Source organism: Streptomyces subrutilus (assembly GCF_008704535.1).
In the GTDB taxonomy this organism is placed as follows: Bacteria; Actinomycetota; Actinomycetes; order Streptomycetales; family Streptomycetaceae; genus Streptomyces; species Streptomyces subrutilus.
Genome location: NZ_CP023701.1, coordinates 35019 through 52974 on the forward strand (window position 1 = coordinate 35019; position 17956 = coordinate 52974).

The 17956-nt window shown below is 70.3% G+C and carries 14 protein-coding genes and 1 pseudogene; 5 read left to right on the forward strand and 10 right to left on the reverse strand.

Annotation, left to right across the window (positions count from 1 at the left end; all coding sequences use genetic code 11):
* Positions 1 to 218: 218 nt before the first annotated feature.
* The gene (locus CP968_RS00140) at positions 219 to 590 is read left to right on the forward strand and encodes a hypothetical protein (protein WP_229886942.1); all 372 of its coding nucleotides are present in this window, start codon (positions 219 to 221) and stop codon (positions 588 to 590) included.
* 60 nt (positions 591 to 650) lie between these two features.
* Here the strand turns inward: CP968_RS00140 and CP968_RS00145 are convergent, their stop codons facing one another.
* The 4 genes and pseudogenes from CP968_RS00145 to CP968_RS35605 all read right to left on the reverse strand — a co-directional run bounded on the left by CP968_RS00145 (position 651) and on the right by CP968_RS35605 (position 4641).
* Entirely contained in the window at positions 651 to 1553 is a 903-nt protein-coding gene (locus CP968_RS00145) for an IS3 family transposase (RefSeq protein WP_167536728.1), read from the reverse strand.
* A gap of 133 nt (positions 1554 to 1686) precedes the next feature.
* Positions 1687 to 2617: pseudogene (locus CP968_RS00150) on the reverse strand (IS5 family transposase).
* Between the two features lie 219 nt (positions 2618 to 2836).
* On the reverse strand, positions 2837 to 4021 hold the full coding sequence (locus CP968_RS00155; RefSeq protein WP_150516042.1) for an IS701 family transposase: 1185 nt from the start codon (positions 4019 to 4021) through the stop codon (positions 2837 to 2839).
* A gap of 269 nt (positions 4022 to 4290) precedes the next feature.
* A complete protein-coding gene (locus CP968_RS35605) occupies positions 4291 to 4641 on the reverse strand; it encodes an ALF repeat-containing protein (RefSeq protein ID WP_189829212.1) in 351 nt (116 codons plus the stop codon).
* A gap of 448 nt (positions 4642 to 5089) precedes the next feature.
* Between CP968_RS35605 and CP968_RS00165 the strand changes: the two genes are divergently transcribed.
* Positions 5090 to 5539 carry a hypothetical protein gene (locus CP968_RS00165; RefSeq protein ID WP_229886956.1) on the forward strand — a complete coding sequence of 150 codons (450 nt, stop codon included), beginning with the start codon at positions 5090 to 5092 and terminating at the stop codon, positions 5537 to 5539.
* Positions 5540 to 5673: 134 nt separating this feature from the next.
* Entirely contained in the window at positions 5674 to 7308 is a 1635-nt protein-coding gene (locus CP968_RS00170) for a S1 family peptidase (protein WP_167536730.1), read from the forward strand.
* Positions 7309 to 8102: 794 nt separating this feature from the next.
* Here the strand turns inward: CP968_RS00170 and CP968_RS00175 are convergent.
* The 3 genes from CP968_RS00175 to CP968_RS34320 form a co-directional block, all read right to left on the reverse strand.
* Positions 8103 to 8519: a DoxX family protein gene (locus CP968_RS00175; protein ID WP_189829211.1), complete on the reverse strand. Its 417-nt coding sequence runs from the start codon at positions 8517 to 8519 to the stop codon at positions 8103 to 8105.
* 15 nt (positions 8520 to 8534) lie between these two features.
* Entirely contained in the window at positions 8535 to 8924 is a 390-nt protein-coding gene (locus CP968_RS00180) for a cupredoxin domain-containing protein (RefSeq protein ID WP_150516046.1), read from the reverse strand.
* Positions 8925 to 9249: 325 nt separating this feature from the next.
* The gene (locus tag CP968_RS34320) at positions 9250 to 9519 is read right to left on the reverse strand and encodes a ferritin family protein (protein WP_208835961.1); all 270 of its coding nucleotides are present in this window, start codon (positions 9517 to 9519) and stop codon (positions 9250 to 9252) included.
* Between the two features lie 285 nt (positions 9520 to 9804).
* On the opposite strand from CP968_RS34320, the gene CP968_RS00190 reads away from it, so the two are divergent.
* On the forward strand, positions 9805 to 10629 hold the full coding sequence (locus CP968_RS00190; protein WP_150516047.1) for an SDR family oxidoreductase: 825 nt from the start codon (positions 9805 to 9807) through the stop codon (positions 10627 to 10629).
* A 505-nt stretch (positions 10630 to 11134) separates the two neighbouring features.
* Here the strand turns inward: CP968_RS00190 and CP968_RS00195 are convergent.
* From CP968_RS00195 to CP968_RS00210, 3 genes are all read right to left on the reverse strand, one after another.
* Positions 11135 to 13870: a M4 family metallopeptidase gene (locus CP968_RS00195; protein ID WP_167536731.1), complete on the reverse strand. Its 2736-nt coding sequence runs from the start codon at positions 13868 to 13870 to the stop codon at positions 11135 to 11137.
* A gap of 1270 nt (positions 13871 to 15140) precedes the next feature.
* Positions 15141 to 15788 carry a hypothetical protein gene (locus tag CP968_RS00205; RefSeq protein WP_150516049.1) on the reverse strand — a complete coding sequence of 216 codons (648 nt, stop codon included), beginning with the start codon at positions 15786 to 15788 and terminating at the stop codon, positions 15141 to 15143.
* A gap of 585 nt (positions 15789 to 16373) precedes the next feature.
* Positions 16374 to 16943 (reverse strand): TetR/AcrR family transcriptional regulator, encoded by a 570-nt coding sequence (locus CP968_RS00210; RefSeq protein ID WP_150516050.1) that lies wholly within the window; start codon positions 16941 to 16943, stop codon positions 16374 to 16376.
* A 103-nt stretch (positions 16944 to 17046) separates the two neighbouring features.
* On the opposite strand from CP968_RS00210, the gene CP968_RS00215 reads away from it, so the two are divergent.
* Complete coding sequence (locus CP968_RS00215; protein WP_150516051.1) at positions 17047 to 17955, forward strand: NmrA/HSCARG family protein; 909 nt, start codon at positions 17047 to 17049, stop codon at positions 17953 to 17955.
* Position 17956: the final 1 nt, after the last annotated feature.

Genomic DNA, 17956 nt, shown 5'->3' on the forward strand with positions numbered 1-17956 from the left:
TACGGGCTCAGGGTGGTGATCGTCGGCGTGATTGAATCTGCTGAAACCTGAAGCGATCTTTGCGTATCGTTTCTCGTATTATGAAGAGGGTCATAATGGCTATACCCCGTGCGCGCAAGGCTCTGTTTGTGGGTCTCGCCTCGGTGTTCACGGCGACCACTGCGGCTATCGGTGTCGCCTATGCCGTGCCTGGAACCGTCGCTGCTGCGGCAGATGAAATGCCTTACGCCATCGAGGACTTCGGCTACCCGGATGCCGCGAAGATCGAGGCGGATAGGGCCATCGTCCTCAAGCGCGGCGACGGCAACGTTCTCCTGCAGGCCTGCGACGGCACCCAGGACGTCACCGTCAACACCCGGTCCGGGGAGAAGGACTACTGCTTCGACGTGAAGGCCAAGCCCGGCTATCTCACCCTGTCGGTCCCCAAGGCCTGGGGCATCTGGACCGGCGACGCCCCGGTGAAGAGCACCATCGAGGCGGGCGGCAAGACCACCGTCATCGACGCCCCCGCCAACGACTTCACCAGCTTCGGCGAAGCCACCGCCGAAGGCGTCAGCTCCGCGCTCATCGAACTCCGCGTCACCGGCTGACCTACGCATGAGGCGATCGGCGAGGAAACAGCGGGCCTTGACCTCGGATTCTGAACACGTCTATGCGGCTTGGGCCAGGGTAGTTGCAGCTGCCTGGAGGCCGTTTTCGTAGGCGACCGGGGACCGGTGGCCGAGGCGGGAGTGCCGGCGGCGGGTGTTGTATCGGGTCAGCCAGCGGAACGCGTCGAGCCTGGCCTCGTGCTCGCTCGGCCAGGCCTTCCGGCCTTTGAGCGTCTCCCTTTTGAAGGCGGCGTTGCGGCTTTCTGCGGCGGTGTTGTCGGCGCTGGATCCGACCGCGCCCATGCTCTGCCGGATTCCCGCTGACCTGCAGATTTCCGCGAAGGCCCTGCTCGTGTATTGGGATCCGTGGTCGGTGTGCATGATCGCGCCGCTCAAGTTTCCGCGGGTCCGCTCGGCGGCCGTGAGGGCGTCGATGACGAGTTCTGTCCGCATGTGGTCGGCGATCGCCCACCCGGCGAGTCGGCGTGAGGCGAGGGCGATGACGGTCGCGAGGTAGAGCGGCTTGGAGCCGCTGACTGGCAGGTATGTGATGTCGCCGACGTACTTTCTGTTTACCGCGGCCGCGGTGAAGTCACGGCCGATCAGGTCTGGCGCCTTCGCTGCGGCCTGGTCCGCGAGCGTGGTGCGGTGCCGGCGGCGCAGACGAACGCCCTCAAGTCCGATGGTCCGCATGATCCTGGCGACGCGCTTGTGGTTGACCGCGGGGCCACCCTCGTCGCGGAGTTCGGCGGTGATCCTGGGAGCTCCGTAGATGCCGTCGGAGTCCTGGTGGACCTTGCGTATCCGGGCTGCGAGCCCGGCTTCGATGGTCTGTCGAGCCGCTCTGGCGGCTGCGGTGCTGCGCCAGTAGGAGAAGCTCGAGCGGGGCAGGCCGAGGATGTCGCAGAGCCGCTTTACGCCGTGCCGGCGCTGGTGATCGTCGACGAACTGGTAGCGGGTCACCAGCGCATCTCCGTCGCGAAATACTGGGCCGCCTTGCCGAGAATATCCCGCTCTTCCTCGAGCTCACGGATCCTCTTCCGTGCGGCGGCCAGCTCCGCCTGGACGGCGTCCCCGCTAGGCGCTGTTTCCCGGATCATGTGCGGAGCCAGATGATGAGGGCTGCGAGGGTGACGGTGCCGAGGTAGATGTGGGCGCGTTTCTCGTAGCGGGTGGCGACGGCGCGGAAGCCCTTGAGGCGGTTGATGGTTCGTTCGACGGTGTTGCGTTTCTTGTATCGCTCGCTGTCGAAGCCGGTGGGCCGGCCGCCGCGTGAACCGCGGTTCTTGCGGTGTCTTTGCTGGTCGAGGCGTTCGGGGATGGTGTGGCGGATTCCGCGTCGTCGCAGGTAGCGGCGGTTCTTCCGGGATGTGTAGGCCTTGTCGGCCAGGACATGGTCGGGCCGGGTGCGGGGTCTTCCGACTCCGATACGGGGTACGGCGACATGCTCCAGGACACGCTCGAACTGTGGCCCGTCGCCGTAGTGTCCGGGTGTCAGGACGAGGGCGAGAGGCCTGCATCGCCCGTCCGCGGCGAGGTGGATCTTGGTGGGAATCCGCCGCGGGAGCGTCTCAGGCACTCGCCGATCTGACCACTTCCTCGAGCCGGACCACCAGTCTCCGCAACACCGGATCGACCGGGTTCGTCCCCCGAACGTGCCCCTTTTGAGGATCGGTGGCCGGCGGCGCCTTCCTCGCGCCGGCGGCGTGCTGGTGGGCCCGCACTGCTGTCGAGTCCACCGGCACGTCCCAGTCGATCCGGCCCGCAGCGTCCTCGGCGGCCTGGATCCGAGAAAGCAGCATCGTCCATGTTCCGTCAGCTGACCAGCGGTGATGGCGTTTGTAGACGGTTTCCCACGGCCCGAACCGCTCCGGCAGATCCCGCCACTGCACACCGGTCCGGACCCGGTAGAGCACCCCGTTGATGACCCGCCGGTGATCACTCCACCGGCCCCCACGAGCACCACCAGGAGGCAGGAACGACACCAGCCGGTCCCACTCCGCGTTCGTCAGATCCCCACGACCCATACGGCAAGCCTGACCCCAACACCCCACTCACGTCAGGAGATCCGAGAAACAGCGCCTAGTACTGCAACGGTGCCTGCTGTGACTGATGGCCAGGTCAGGGGCTGTGTCCGCGTCGCTTGTAGTGACTGGTGCGGGCTTGGTGTTGTCGTCGTCGGCGCCAGGTCGACCAGTGCAGGATGTGCTCGACGGGCGTGGGGCGGCGGTCGGTGAGGCGGGTGATCAGGCGTCGGATCTCGGCGAGGCTGAGGTGGATGAGCTGGGAGGATCCGTTTCTGCTTTCCCGGTATCCAGCTCGCGGGCTCGCAGGACGGTCAGGCAGGCGTGGGCGGCCATGGCGAGGGTCATGTGGCGGTGCCAGCCGGGATAGCGGCGGACCTGGTAGTCGTCCAGGCCGCATTCCTGCTTCGCGGTCTGAAAGCATTCCTCGATGGCCCACCGGCTGCCCGCGACACGTATCAGCTGGTCGAGGGTGGTTCCTGCGGGGCAGTAGGCGATGTGGTAGGAGATCTCGTCGGGCCGGTGGACGCTGCGGCGGGCGATCACCCAGTGCCGGCGATCCTCGCGGTGCCAGGGCCGCACCTCGACGCGAGCCCAGTCGTAGACCCGCTGGCCGTGGGCTCCCGCTCCGCAGGAACGACGCTTCCACTTCTGCCGGGCAAGGCCGGTGAACAGGTCGTGGACAGGGTGGTCGAGGGCCCAGCGGGTGACGACGGTGTCGTGCCGGGTGGTGGCCATGACGTGGAAGACGTCCGCCTGCTCGAGCTCGAACCGCCAGCCCTTGGAGAAGCCGTAGGCGGCATCCGCGGTCACCCAACCGAACGGGATCTTGTCCGCGATGGCTTTGCGGACCATCGCCTTGGCCATGGCCACCTTCGTCTCGAACGCCGCCTCGTCACTGATGCCGGCCCGACGACACCGCTCGCGGTCATCCGTCCAGGAAGTAGGCAGATACAGGCGGCGGTCGATCAACGTTCTATCTCGGTCGGTGGCATAGCCGAGGAACACGCCGACCTGGCAGTTCTCCGTCCGTCCGGCGGTGCCGGAGTACTGCCGCTGAACGCCGGCCGACCGCGTTCCCTTCTTCAGGAATCCGGTGTCGTCCACGATCAGGACCGCCTCGCGATCCCCGAGGTTCTCGATCACGTAGTCACGGACGTCGTCGAGGGCCTCGTCAGCGTCCCACTCGATGCGGTTCAGCATCCGCTGGATACGGTCCGGACCGTCATGACCGGCCTGTTCTGCCACGGTCCAGCCGTTCTTGCGTTGCAGCGGAGCAATCAGTCCTCGCATATAGGCCAGTGCCGACTCACGCGGCTCCGACCTGCTGAAACGGTGCACGAACCGCTCGTGCACCGCGTCCAGTTCACGTGCCCACAACCTGACACCAGCAAGGTCCCCACCCATACCCACACCAACGACCAACCTGGCCATCAGTCACAGCAGGCACCGTTGCAGTACTAGACTGCGCAGCGGCCGGCGGTGCGGAGTGGGCGCCGGGCCGGGCCGTCGGCGGCCCGGATCCAATTCCGCAGCGGTTGCGGTGTTCACCCCGAGATCGCCGGCGACCGACTTGATCGTCGCTCCCGGCCTCGACCGGTACAACGCGACCGCGTCCGCCTTAAACTCGGCGGGACAGTGCCTCATCCCCACCGGGACTCCGTTCCCCTGGACCATCAAGATCCAAGTCTCTCCGACGTCCAAAATCCGGGGCCAGGGCCCCGGGCTGCTTCCACCCGGTTGTCGTCATGCTGAATGACTTGCGCCTGGTCCAGGAACGTACGGATCGCCTCTTCGCCACCCAGCAGCGCCTGCTCGGCCGTCTCCGTGATGCCAGGCCCGCCGGTTTCCCAGTAGTCGACGATCTGCCGACGTACCTCTGCCGGGGCAGGCGGCACTTCGGCCGCGAACGCGGTGGGCGCGCCCAGTAGACCTGACAAGAGACCGGCGGACAATAGCGCGCTCAGTGCGCGCCGGTGGGCCGAAGCCCGCTGGGATACTCCCGTGATAGCTGTCCGGGAGTGCATTCGCCGTTTCACGGCAATCCCCAATGATTAGAATATCAAATGATGGCAGGGTCGAGTTATCGAGAACCTCGCGCTACAGCCGCCCCGGAGCCTCCGCGGGGAGGCCTGCTACACGGAGCCGCATGATCGTACAGTCGCCCAACCACTGGGTCACACCGGGGCGTACAAAAATTTGCTGACGCATCTCACGGGGCGACCGTTGATCCATTAAGTCCGTTTCATGGCGATATCTTCTACCTCGATTCCCCGTGCAGGCGAATGGTTGTACAGGCGCAGTGAATTAGCACCTGAGATGTTGATCACGTTCCCCGGCCCGGGGTCGCAATCTTCGATGTGATTCAATCTGCTGAAATCTGACGGGATCTTTATGTCTCGTCCCTGCATTTTCGAGAGGGCCACAATGGCTATATCCCGTGCGCGTAAGACCCTGTTCGTTGGTCTCGCTTCGGTGTTCACGGCGACCACCGCGGCCATCGGTGTCGCCTACGCCGTCCCCGCAACCGTCGCCGCGACGGCAGCCGATGAGATGCCTTACGCGATCGAGGACTTCGCCTACCCGGACGCCGCGAAGATCGAGGCCGAGAAGGCCATCGTCCTCAAGCGCGGCGACGGCAACATCGTCCTCCAGGCCTGCGACGGCACCGAGGACATCACCATCAACACGCGCTCTGGGCAGAAGGACTACTGCTTCGACCTCAAGGCCAAGAGCGGCTACCTCACTCTCTCGGTCCCCAAGGCATACGGCATCTGGACCAGCGACGCCCCGGTGAAGAGCACCATCGAGGCAGATGGCAAGACCACCGTCATCGACGCTCCCGCCAACGACTTCACCAGCTACGGCGAAGCAACTGCCGAACGCACACCCGCCACTCTTATCGAGCTGCGCGTCAACAGCTGACAGCTGTTCAATTTTTTCTTCTTCAAGGCACTTGGCATGTCTGAAGCCGCATTGCCGGCCGACCGCTGTACCAGCACCTCAGCCATGCTGCCGCCGGTGCCCGCCGACCCACCCCCATGAGAAAAGACGTTCGCATGTCTGCACCCCGTCCGCGCGCCGCGTGGATCACCACCACCGTCGCCACCACTCTCGCCGGCGGCCTCCTCGCCACCGGGGCCGCTTCCGCCGTCGTCGGCATCCCCGGGACCTCCGGCCAGCACGCCTACACGGCCCGCGTGAACGTCGGCGAGGGTGACACCGCCCGCGGTTGCTCAGGTGTTCTCGTCGGTGCCGATTGGGTCCTCAGCGCCGCCAGTTGCTTCGCCGACAAGCCCGGTGACGTCCTCCCGGCCGGCAAGCCTAAGCTGAAGGCCACCGCGACCCTCGGCACGACGGTCCTCGAAGTCACGGAGCTCGTGCCCCGCACCGACCGCGACGCGGTCCTGGCCAAGCTCGCGAAGCCGGTCACCGGCATAGTCCCGGCCAAGGTCGCCTCCGCGGCGCCCGCCCAGGGGGCGAACCTCATGCTCGCCGGATTCGGCCGCACCAAGACCGAGTGGGTACCGGGCAAGCTGCACACCGGTGCGTTCACCCTCGCCTCCACCGGCGCGGCCTCGTACGCGCTGAACAGCAAGGGCGGCACCACCGACACCGTCTGCCAGGGCGACGCCGGAGGCCCCGTCCTCAACGGCCAGGGCGAGATCACTGCGTTGGCCAGCCGGTCCTGGCAGGGCGGCTGCCTGGGCACCGCCGCCACGGAGACCCGCACCAACGCCATCGCCGCACGCGTCGACGACCTGCGGGACTGGATCGACACCAACCGGGCCCGTGCGTCCGGGTGGAAGACGCAGGCCTTCGTGCAGGCCGGGAGCAGCGTGTACCAGGCCGTCCGGCTGCCGGACGGCTCCTGGACCGGGTTCTCCGACCTTCAGGCCAAGGTCGCCAGCCTCGGCGGGGTGCGTTCCTCGGCCGTCGCAGGCGTCAACGGCGACACACACGTGCTGGCCATCAGCAACAGCGCCGGCCTCTACCACACGGTGCGCCGGGAGAACGGCTCCTGGGACGGCTTCGGGGACGTCTTCAGCGCCGCCGGCACCCTCGGCAAGCTCACACAGGTCTCGGCCGTGTCCATCGGCTACGAGCTGCACGTCGTGGCCGTCGCAGACGGCAAGGCCCTCCACACCGTCCGCAACGCCGCGGGCGAGTGGACCCCGTTCCGTGACGTCACCAGCGGATCCGTCGCCAACGTGACGGCCGCGGCGACCGCCAGCGTCCGGGGCGAGCTCCAGGTCGGCATCGTCAGCGGTGGCAAGGCATACCACAGCATTCGCCAGACCAACGGGAACTGGCTGGGCTGGGGCAACGTCGCCCAGGCTGCCGGCGCCACCGGCCCCATCACCTCGATCGGCATGGCCGGGAGCGGCGACGAGACCCACTTCGTCATCGCCGCCGACGCCGGGACCCGTCAGTACCACACCATCCGCAACTTCAACGGCACCTGGAGCGCCTTCGGCGAGCTGAAGGACGTCCTGGGCACGGTGACCGCCAAGTCCGTCTCCGCGGCCACCGTCAACGGAGAGATCCAGGTGACCGCCACCACCGCCGACGGCAAGCTCCTGCACACCACCCGCCACGCCAACCGGACCTGGGACGCGCCCGTGACGGTGCCGCTGCTGGGCCTGCCCGCAGCCCCCGGCAGCCTGGCGACCACCGCCACCTACACCGGCTGACCGTATCGCTCGTCGGGCCCCGCCCGTATCAGGACCTGATCTTGATACGGGCGGGGCCTTCGGCGTGTCGGACGGTGTCCGGCGCCCTCGATGCCGGACACAGTCGGCAGCGGCCGACGTGTGCCCGGGGGACGCACTGCATCGCACCCGACGCTCAGCACCGGCTTCCGGCTCGCGGTGCGGGTCCGGCTGCTCAACGCGGTTGGCTCGCTGGTCGTCCTCGCGCACCGGGTGCGCTACGGACGGGGCGTCGTCGCGGTCGGCTTACTTCTGCGTACTCGCTCCGGCTCCGTCTCCGCCCTTCGTGAAGGCGTCCTGCAGGTGGCGCAGTTGCTCGCTCACCGGCTCTGCAGATCGTGGCCCGGCCTGGCGGCGAGATCGGTGCAGCAGATCCCGCCACCGGGGTTCCGCTCCGGCAGCGGTCCCACCGTGGCGCCGTGCTCTTGGCGCTCGACGGCAACCTGGAACGCACCGAGACGGCCTTGGCCGTGCAGTTCTCCTTGCCGCCGAGGGCATCGGACTGGCGGGCTCCCTCATGGGTGGTCTGCCCATGACGACAGCGCCCGCCGAACTCCACCGGCTCTTCCGCATCCACGTGCCCGTGCTCGACGAGGACCGCCGGATGACGCCCGGAGGCGAAGCGGCCACAGACCCTCTTCGCCCGCGGCGAACTCCTGCCCACCGGATCCTGACGGGTCGACAGGCACTGCGGCGCAGCAGAACACCGAGGAGAGGAAAGTGGCAGGGCGAGGACGTTCGCGCTCATCGGGGCGGGGGTCGGCGGGCTGCAGCCGCTACGTGCCGGCCGGCCGCGGCTTGGTCGGGCGCAGGGCGGCGGCCAGGTGGCGGCGGGCTCCGCGGAGGGACAGCGCGGTGGGCGCGGCGACGGCGAGTGCGAGGAACGTCCAGCAGTACAGGACCGCGAGCTCGCCGTCGTTCTGCATCGGGAGGAGTCGGTCGGGCTGGTGCTCGGTGAAGTAGGCGTAGGCCATGACGCCGGAGCACAGCGGGGCCGCGGGCCGGATGAGGAGGGCGCCGCCGGTGAGTCCGATAAGTCCGGCCCACCAGTAGGGCCACAGGCCCGTCGGGACGGGGCCGTCGCCGATCACGCCGAAGAGCTTGGCGACGCCGTGGCAGGCGAAGAGGGAACCGGTGACGATGCGGAGGAGGCCCAGCAGGTGGCCGTCGCCGGGGCGGGGAGGGTGGGGCATGGTCGCATCCCGGGGTCAATGGATTGTGAGGGTGCCGGACATGAACTGGTGGATGGTGCAGATGTAGGAGTACGTGCCGCGGGTGCGGGGCGCCGTGAAGGTGGCGCTGCGGCCGGCCTTGATCGTTTTGGTGTCGAAGGCGGCGCGGCCGGTGCCGGTGCCGGTGCCGGTGTGCGGGGCAGTGTCCTGGTTGACGACCGTGACGACGGTGCCAGGGGCCACGCTGAGCGAGCCGGGGCCGAAGCCGAAGGCCTTGATCGTGATCCGTGCGGCCGGTGCGGACTGGGCGGGTGCGGACTGGGCGCCGGCGGGCGCAAGGCAGACACCGACCAGGGCGGCCGCGGCGCACGCGGCGCGGACGGCCACCGAGCGCAGCGGGTGGGAGGCGGGTTTGAGCAGCAGCATGGCGCATCGGCCCTTCGCGGGGCGGGGAGGCCGAGGGGGTCGGCCGTGTGGTGGAGGGAGCCGGGGCTCCTGGGGCCGGGTGGCGTGACGGCGGGCACGGTCGCGGCACCCGGCTCGGGGTCGGTGGGTCGGTCCGTGGGTCGGCAAGGTCAGACGGTGAAGAGGGTGAGCTTGGCGGCCTTGTCCGTCTGAAGGCGTCCGGTACGGGGTATTCGCCGAGGACGAAGTGCAGGATCGCGGCGTGCATGGCCTCGACGGGTGCGATGCTCGCGCCGGTCCTGATGCCGGCCGGGCCGGGGACGTTGCCGGCCGCGAACAGGTACGTCTACGCGGCCTGGTCCTCCAGGGCGAGCGCCAGGCGGGCGACGGCCCCGATGTCCTTCGCCTGGCCGAGAGCCTTGAGGGTGGCGGGTTGGTTGGACAGCGGCACTCCCGTGATCGCGGGCCGGCCCGCTCCCGTCAGCACCGCGTTCCATGCCTTGGCGTGTGCGGCGTGCTGGTCCATGGCCGTCTTCGCGAAGGTGCCGACGGCGGGCGGCACCTTGCCGAGCTTGCCGGCGCTGGCCGCCTTCAGCGCGGCGCCGTAGGCGCCCACGGCCTGGTTCTCCGGCGCAGCGGCCAGCGCTCGACCGGTTCTCCTTCGCCATGGTGGCAACCTTGGAAGAGTCGCTGATGGTCCTGCGTCCCCGCGCCGTACCTTCACCGGCCGACGAGGCGTCGACATGAGTGCCGGTTCGGCGGGGTGCCGTCCCGCCGGGCCCGACATGCCGCCTCCTGGGGCAGTGGAGTTGCCTTCGAGTCCGCTCGAAGGTGTTGGCTGGTGGGAGAGCACCGCGACGTGCCGACCGTACGGACGGCGAGTTTCCCTGAGGAGCACACCATGACGCAGAAGATCTGGTTCATCACCGGTGCCTCGCGCGGCTTCGGCCGGGAGTGGGCGATCGCCGCCCTCGAACGCGGCGATTCGGTGGCGGCGACCGCGCGCGACCTCTCCACGCTGGGCGACCTGCACGAGAAGTACGGGGAACGACTGCTGCCCCTGCGTCTGGACGTGACGGACCGTGACGCGGACTTCGCCGCCGTGCAGCAGGCGCACGAGCGGTTCGGGCGCCTCGACGTGGTGGTCAACAACGCCGGTTACGGCCACTTCGGCATGGTCGAGGAACTGACCGAGGCCGAGGCGCGCGCGCAGCTGGAGACCAATCTGTTCGGCGCTCTGTGGATCACGCAGGCGGCGCTGCCGTTCCTGCGTGAGCAGGGCGGCGGCCACATTCTCCAGGTCTCCTCCATCGGAGGCATCAGCGCCTTTCCGCTGGTCGGGATCTACCACGCGTCGAAGTGGGCGCTCGAAGGCATGAGCCAGGCGTTGGCCCAGGAGGTGGCGCCGTTCGGCATCAAGGTCACGCTGATCGAGCCCGGGGGGTTCGCCACCGACTGGGCGGGGTCGTCGTCGAGCACGTCCGAGCCGTTGCCGGCGTACGCCGACTTCCACAAGGAGGTGCAGGAGCAGCGCCGCAAGCGTGTCGGTACGCCGGGCGATCCGACCGCGTCCGCGGCCGCCGTGCTGAAGGTGGTCGACGCCGATGAGCCGCCGCTGCGCTGCTTCTTCGGTTCGGGGCCGTTGGGCATCGCCAAGGCCGACTACGAGCAGCGTCTCGCCGTGTGGGAGAAGTGGCAGCCCGTGGCAGAGCTGGCGCAGGGCTGAGTCGGGGCGGGAGGCCCGGCGTGCGGTCGCCCCCCCCTCCCGCTCTCTCCCCCTCTCCCCTTCTTCCCGGGGTGCTGCTTCGTCACCGGTCCGGCGGTGCGGCCGTGTTCCTCCTGCCAGGGGGGCCACGGCGGTGCCCGTTCCAGAAGGACGGGTACAACCCGTTTCAGTGGGAGACGCCCCGTCGGCCGGGCTTGCGGGGTGGAGCCGATCGGCGCGGTCGGCTTGAGCAGCCCGATGTGGTTCGGTACGCCGGCGGTGTGGGCAGTGGACACGGCCCGGGGCGAGGTGATCGGTGCGCCGGCGTTCGGCGTCCTTCGGCCGGGCCGCGCCGTGTGCGTAGACGGTCTGCCGTGGCGTGCGGTCGTGGGGATGGCGGTTTCCGGGGGATCGTGGTCCGGTTCGGGTGCAGGGCCGCGTCCGCGGTCCGGCGCCCGGGGAGGCGGCGAACCGGCCGGGTGCCGGGCTCGTCGATGGGTCCGGCACCCGGTCCCGTGGACGGAGGTCAGCAGGTGCCGGCGGGGCGGTTGCGGGCCACCAGGTCGGTACGGCCCGCGGTGGAGTCGAGCCAGACCACCCGGGTGCCCTGGTCGGCTGCCGCCATGACCTGGCTGCCGCGGTTGCAGGAGAGGCGCTCGGGGGTTCCGCCGGTGAGGGGGAGCTGCCAGAGCTTGGGCAGGACCGCGTTGGACCAGCCTCCGGCGGGGTTGGTGTCCCAGGTGGTGAAGGTGACCGACCGGTCGGAGGCGGTGAGTTCCATGTTCACCGGGGCGTGCGGCGTGTCCCTGCGCAGCACGTCGGTCGTCCCGGAGCCGTTCGGCGCCCCCGAACGGATCGAGCTGCGCTTCGTCCGGTCACCGGGGTTCTCGACCCAGAGCAGCCTGCCCCCCGCGAGGAGCGTGGAGGAGGTCCAGGTCCCGCTGGCGCCGTTCGGGTCGCCCGTCACGTACTGGGCGGTGGCCTTGCCGTCGGCGAGCGAGTAGACGGTGGGCGCGGAGACCTCGCCCGCGGCGGCCGTCCAGGTCTCGGTCCCGCCGAGCAGGCCGTCCTTCAGGGTGAGGCCGGTCATGTCGTGGCCGTCGGGGAGCGGGAGCTTCCCGGCCGGTGCGCCGTCGCGGAAGAGGAGCACCTGGCCGCGGCCGGTGGTGGGGTCGCCGACCCGGAAGGCCACGTCGGGGCCCGAGATCTGGACGTCGGCGGGCCACTGGGTCGGGGAGCGGAAGAGGCTGCGGATCGGACCGCCGGTCAGGGAGCGGGTCAGTACCTCGAACCCCCATACGCCCTGGTTGTCGGTGCCCTGTGCCACCCAGGCGGCGGACTTCCCGTCGGTGGCGGACCAGCCGTGTGCCCGCTGGTCCGGCGGGCTGAGCCTGGTGGGTGCGGTGGAGCCGGTGGTGGAGCCGGTGTACAGGGGGGTGCCCTGGCTCTTCTTGGCCGGGTCGGTGTTGCCCATCACCCAGCGGCCGTCGGCGACGGCCGGTTTGCCGGGGCTGGCGGCGCCCCGGAGCAGCAGGTGGCTGTCCACGCCGAGGTTCTGCTGCCAGCCGGCCCGGATCCCGTGTGCGTCGAATGCCGCTGTCACCGAGCGGAGCTGGGTGCGGGTGAGCTTCATGGCCTTGCCGGCGGCGAGGACGGCGTTGCGTCCGTCGACGAATTCGTCCAGCGGGGTGAGGTAGTCGGTGAGTGCCCGGTAGATCAGCCGGTCGGCGACGAGGGGGTCCAGTGTGCGCCGGATGTCCCAGAGTGCGCCGCCGAAGATGGTGGAGTTCGGGTGGACTCCGCCGCTGTCGACGTCGTTCCCGGCGCCGAGGTAGTCGTTCAGGGTGGTCCGGCGGTCGTCCAGGCGGCGTTGTGCGCAGGCTTCAAGGGTACCGGTGAGGCACAGGGTCTCGCCCAGCAGTGCGGCCTTCGGGTCGTTCATCGCCGTGCCCAGGGCGGTGACTTCGATGGCGTTGCCGAAGTAGTCGGCCAGTGCCTCGTTCATCGAGCCGGGCTGGCCGGTGCCCACCAGGTCGGCGGTGTTGTGGATGACGCCGTGGGTCATCTCGTGGCCCGCTATGTCGAGGGGGACGGAGAACGGCCGGTGGTTGCCGCCGCCGACGCCGTAGATCATCTTCTGGCCGTCCCAGAGCGCGTTGTTCATGGGCGTGCCGTCGTCGCTCGCGTTGGCCACGGAGATGATCGGGGAGCCCTTGCCGTCGAGGCCGTTCCGGCCGAGCCGGTCGCGGTAGAAGTCGTAGACGGCGGTGGCGCCCAGGTGGGCGTCGGTGGCGCCGCTGCTGCCGGTGGAGGCCGGGAAGTCGGGGCCCGGGGAGCCGGCCGGGAGGACGTCGGCGGGGATGCCGCCGCCGAAGTCGTAGTAGCTGCGGCCCGCGGCGTCGTAGGTGGTGATGGTGGCCGGCCGGGTGAGGTCGGTGAGCTGGTAACTGCCGTCCGGAAGGCGGCCGATGTTCACTTTGACGGTGCGGCCGAGGGCGTCCGGGGCGGTGCCGGTGGCAGGTTCGGCGTCGGGTGCGGTGTGGGCGCTGCCGGTGGGGGTGGGGGTGGTGGGGTCCGGGGTGCGGGCGTCGTAGGAGAGGGCGATCGTGCCGTCGGTGGCGTCCACGTAGACCTCACGGGCCCGTGGGCCGCCGGTGGCCGGGGTGGTGCGCAGGGTGAAGTGCCGGGCCAGCCGGCCGCCGCCGCCGGGCAGGATCAGCTGGCCGTGGTCCTCGGCTCTGGCTCTGGCTCCGGCGCGGGTGCGCGGGTCGCCGAGCGAACCGAGTGCCAGCTCGCGGAGCACGGCATCGGGGACGGTGGCGGTGGTCGGTGCGGTGAGGCCGGTGAAGTACTTGCCGGCGACCGACTCGACGCGTTGCCCGGTGCCGGCGCCGGTGAGGTGGACGAGGTACTGCGCGCCGAAGACGGGTATGCCGTGGTGGCGCTGTTGGAACCTGACGGTGTGCCGTCCGTCCGGGCCGCGCTCGGACGCGATCTCGGTCAGCTGCGCGGTATCGATCCGGTAGCGGTCCGGGTGGGCCGCGAGATGGGCCTTGGCGGCGTCGGCGGGGCTCCCCTGGGCCGGCTCGGCCAGGCCGGTGACGAGTTGCGGGGCGGCGGTGTCCGCGCCTGCCACCAGCGCCGGGACGGGGTCGGGTGCCGGGGCGGCGGCCTGGGCGGCGGGCGCTGCGGCCAGGGCCAGGGTCAGGGCGGCTGTGATGCCGAGTCCGAGCGCGGTGGGTGTGCGGGAATGGCGGGGCAACGGTCCTCCGGCGGTGTGCGGTTCGGTGGAAGCGTCACGCGGGATGCGTGACGAACAGCCAGATGCGCACCCGGCCGAGGGCGTTCCGGCCGTCCGGGACATTGGGTGCAAGGGGCACGGAGCGGGGGCTGTTCGCGCACGGTCGGCCTGTCCGCGAGGGCAGCGGAAGCGGTGTGGGGCGGGGCGGTGTGGGGCGGGCCCGCGCCGATCACCGCAGGGCCGCCGTGCAGCCGGGCCGCCACCCGCTGCTCGCCCCTGAAGGCGGCGACGAAGGGGCCGGTGGTCCGGCGGGAAGGGAGCGCCGCGGGCTGTGGGCGCCGCGGGCTGCGGCACGGGCGCCGCAGGCGCGGGCGCGGGTACTGGCCTGGGCGCGGGGCTGGGCGGGGACGCGGGCGTGGGCGCGGGTTCTGGCCTGGGCGCGGGCGCGGGGTTGGGCGCGGGTGACGGTGACGGGCGCGGGTGACGGTGACGGGCTTTGCCGGGCCGTGTCCTGTCGGCTGTTGCGTGCCCGGGCCGCCCGCCCTGCCGAGGGGGGCGGACTGCCGGTGGGTGGCCTTCGCCGTGCCTGAGGAGGAGGGCCCGAGGTGTTCCTGCGGCCTGGCGTCTGGGGCCATGGCCTGCCGGGCCGACCGGGCGGCCGCGCTCTGGTGGGCGGGGCCCCGTCCGCCGTGGCGGGGCGGCCTGGTGAGGCGCGGCGGGTCCGAGGCTGCGCCCGATGGGTGGGAGGGCCGGGACTGGCGGGGCGCGCCGGGACCGTTCTGCGCGGCCGGAACCGACCACTACTTCGCCGGGCGCCGATGCGCGTCCCGTCTTGTCGCGTACGAAGACGGGTGCGGCACCGGGTTCGTCCGACGTCAGCCGGTCCGGGCCTCCCCGGTGCGCGAGTTGACCTGTGCCTCGGGGCGCGACCCGCCGGCGTGGGCCTGCCTCGGGCATGGGGGCCGAGGCCTCGGGCGGTATCTGTGCGGGTACGCGTTCCGGTGGGCCGAGGGCGGTCCGGCCGGCTCCGGCGCGCGGCTGCCGGAGCCGGACGCGTAGGTGCGGCGGCCGCGCACCGCGCCGCATCGTGCGGGGAGGCCCTCGACCGGGCGTCGGTTGGGGCTGGGTGGGCGGGTTCGTGCCGGGGGGCCGGACAGAGTGCGTCTGTCCGGCCCCGTCGTGCGGGCGGCCGGCGGTGGGCGTGTCCGGGAAGCGGGTCGCCGGATGCGGGGCCGGGGTGCACGCCGCTGTGCCGTCGGTCCGGCGCTGCTCCGGAGGGTGCCGGTGCGGTCTACTGCTGCGAGAATTCGTTCTTGTTGTTGTAGACGACGGTCACGTCGGCGCTCCTGGAGAAGTCGACCTTGAAGGCGTTGCTCGACCCGGTGGCGCTGATGGCGTCTCCCTGGACCTGTGTCGTGGCGACGATCCAGTACTGCGGGTCCGGAGTGAAGACCCAGTTCCAGCTGGGCTCTGCCTGCACCACGAAGAACGGCGAGCCGTACATGGCCAGGCCGGCGGACACCTCGTAGTCCACGATGCTCTTGTCGCCGAGTACGGCAAGGCCCTTCGTGGAGAGGTCCTGGGGCTTGGCGACCTCCTGGAAGGTGTACGCGTTGCCGCTCTTGACGAGGTTCACCTGGTCGCCCGCCTTGGTCCTCGTCGACGAGGTCTTGACCGCGTCGGGGGCCGCGGGCCACTCGTCACTGGATTCGAAGCGGACCTGTTCGTTGAGCTTTCCCGTCTGGGACCAGACGAAGGAATACACCTCGTTCCACTGAAATGTGGAGGAGTCGTCCGCCTTCGCATTGTCGTGAATGGTCTTCACGAACCAAGCGAGCGCGAGGCCGTCCTTCGGTACGGCCGGATGCCTCTGAAAAACGGCGAAGTCCTTGGTCTTTCCCGATTCGTTCCTGAGACGCAGCGTGTGGTCGAATCCCATGGCGCTCCACCATTCTTTCCGTCGATTTCGATGCGAATTCGCCTGACCGGCACCATGCCGGCGTGATGCATTCTCGCGCGCGGCCGCGGCGAGAGAGCTGTCCGTGCCGGGATCGGTCAACGGCAAGCGAGGGGAAATGGCGGTCCGCCCGGGCATCGTTCTCGTCATCGGTGCCGAGGGCGAACCGATGCGGGTCAGATCACTTCCGGTCCCCCGGGCGGGGCTTTTCTTCCCACGATCGAGCCCTCTCGGTCGAGCCGCGCACCATTCGGCCTGCTCGGCAACTCTGTCGAGACGGCAGCGGAAACTCAAGATTCGGGGGGCGACGTTGGAACCATCGGAGTATTCGTATGACGAACCTCCCCCGCGGCCCGAAAGGATACGGTCTCCGCGAAACCCGAACAGCGCCCGGGGGGAATCGTTCATGCGGCTCGCAAAAGCGGGCGACAGTTTATTTCGAAATCAGTTCGCGGCAATATCCTTTCTGCTTGTTCGTCATTTTTTTCCGCCTCGCTTCACCCGTGATGCAGCTGCGACTGAAGGGGCTGCTGCGACGGCCGGCGCCGCGGGCGCGCGGCCGCCTGCTCAGCTCTGCGGGCTGATCCCCCGTACCGTCAGGGCGAGCAGCCGGTGTGCTTCGGCGGCAGGGTCGGGATGGTGCTCCGTGGCGAGTGCGAGGCCCGTGACCAGCGAGATCAGGTCGGCGGTGGTCACCCCTGACGCCATCGCGCCGGCCCGGGCGGCGCGGTGCAGCAGAGGATCGACCGCGCCGGCGAGCCGTGCCGAGCAGGCATTCACGTGGTCCGTGTCGTCCTTGTCGTCCCGGTCGTCCCGGAGGAGCGCATCGGCCATGCCGCGCGCGGAGGTCGCGTACGTGGTGAGGGCGCTCAGCCAGTCCAGCAGCGCGGCCCGGGGGTCGTCCGCGTCGGCGAGGGCCGCGGCGTGGGCGCACAGGGCGTCGATCCGGTTGCCGAACACCGCTTGCAGCAGGGCCCGGCGGCTGGGGAAGTGCCGGCGCACGGTGGCCGATCCGACTCCGGCGGTGCGGGCGATCTGCTCCAGGGAGGCGTCGGCGCCGTGCGCGGCGACCTCCGCCTCCGCCACGGCGAGGATCAGTGCGCGGTTGCGCCGTGCGTCCACGCGCTGGACGGCCATGGCGTCATCTCCGTACTTGCTAAGCGGCGGGGCCCTCCGTATCGTACCCGGCAACAAACGGCGGGCCCCGCCGTTTGTGTTGGGATGCCATCCGAGGAGCAGCATGAGCGCGGACTCCGCCCCGGTTCTGGTCGTCGGCGCCACCGGCCGGCAGGGGGGCGCCACGGCTCGCGCCCTGCTCGCGGCGGGGATTGGCGTTCGGGCGCTGGTCCGGGATCCCGCGACCGCCCGGGCGCGGGCCGTCGGGGCGCTGGGCGGCGAACTGGTCACCGGCGACCTCGACGACCCGGGCTCCGTGCGCCGGGCCGCCGCGGGGGTGCGCGCGGTCTTCTCGGTCCAGATGCCCGACCTGGACGGCCGCGGGTTCGAGGGCGAGGTCGCGCAGGCCGTCAACCTGATCGAGGGTGCGCGGGCCGCCGGGGTCCCGCAGTTCGTGCACACGTCGGTCTCCGGTGCCGGGCAGCACGTCGGCTGGGTGAAGGGCCGGTGGGCGTGGATGGAGCCGTACTACACCGCCAAGGCCGGGATCCAGGACCGGGTCCGCGAGGCGGGCTTCGCTCATTGGACGCTCGTCAAGCCGGGGTTCTTCATGGAGAACTTCCTCCCCTCCGCGCGGATCATGTTCCCTCGCGGGGTCGGGGGCGGGCTGGTGAGCCTGTTGAAGCCCGCGACCCGGTTGTCGCTGATCGCGGTCGACGACATCGGGACGGCGGCCGCCGCGGCTGTCGCCGAGCCGGAGCGGTTCGCCGGGGTCGAGCTGGAACTGGCGGGTGACTTCCTGACGATGACGGACATCGCCGCGATCCTCTCCCGGGCCCTGGGTACCGGGCTGACCGCGCCCGACATGACCGCGGAGGAGGCGACGGCGGCGGGGATGCCCGGCATGGGCTTCGCTCAGGCCCGCATCAACGAGGAGCCCCAGCCCGCCCGCCCCCGGTTCGCACGGGACCTGGGGCTGCCCCTCACGTCCTTCGAGGCCTGGGCGCGCGACCACCTCGGGGACACCGGGTGAA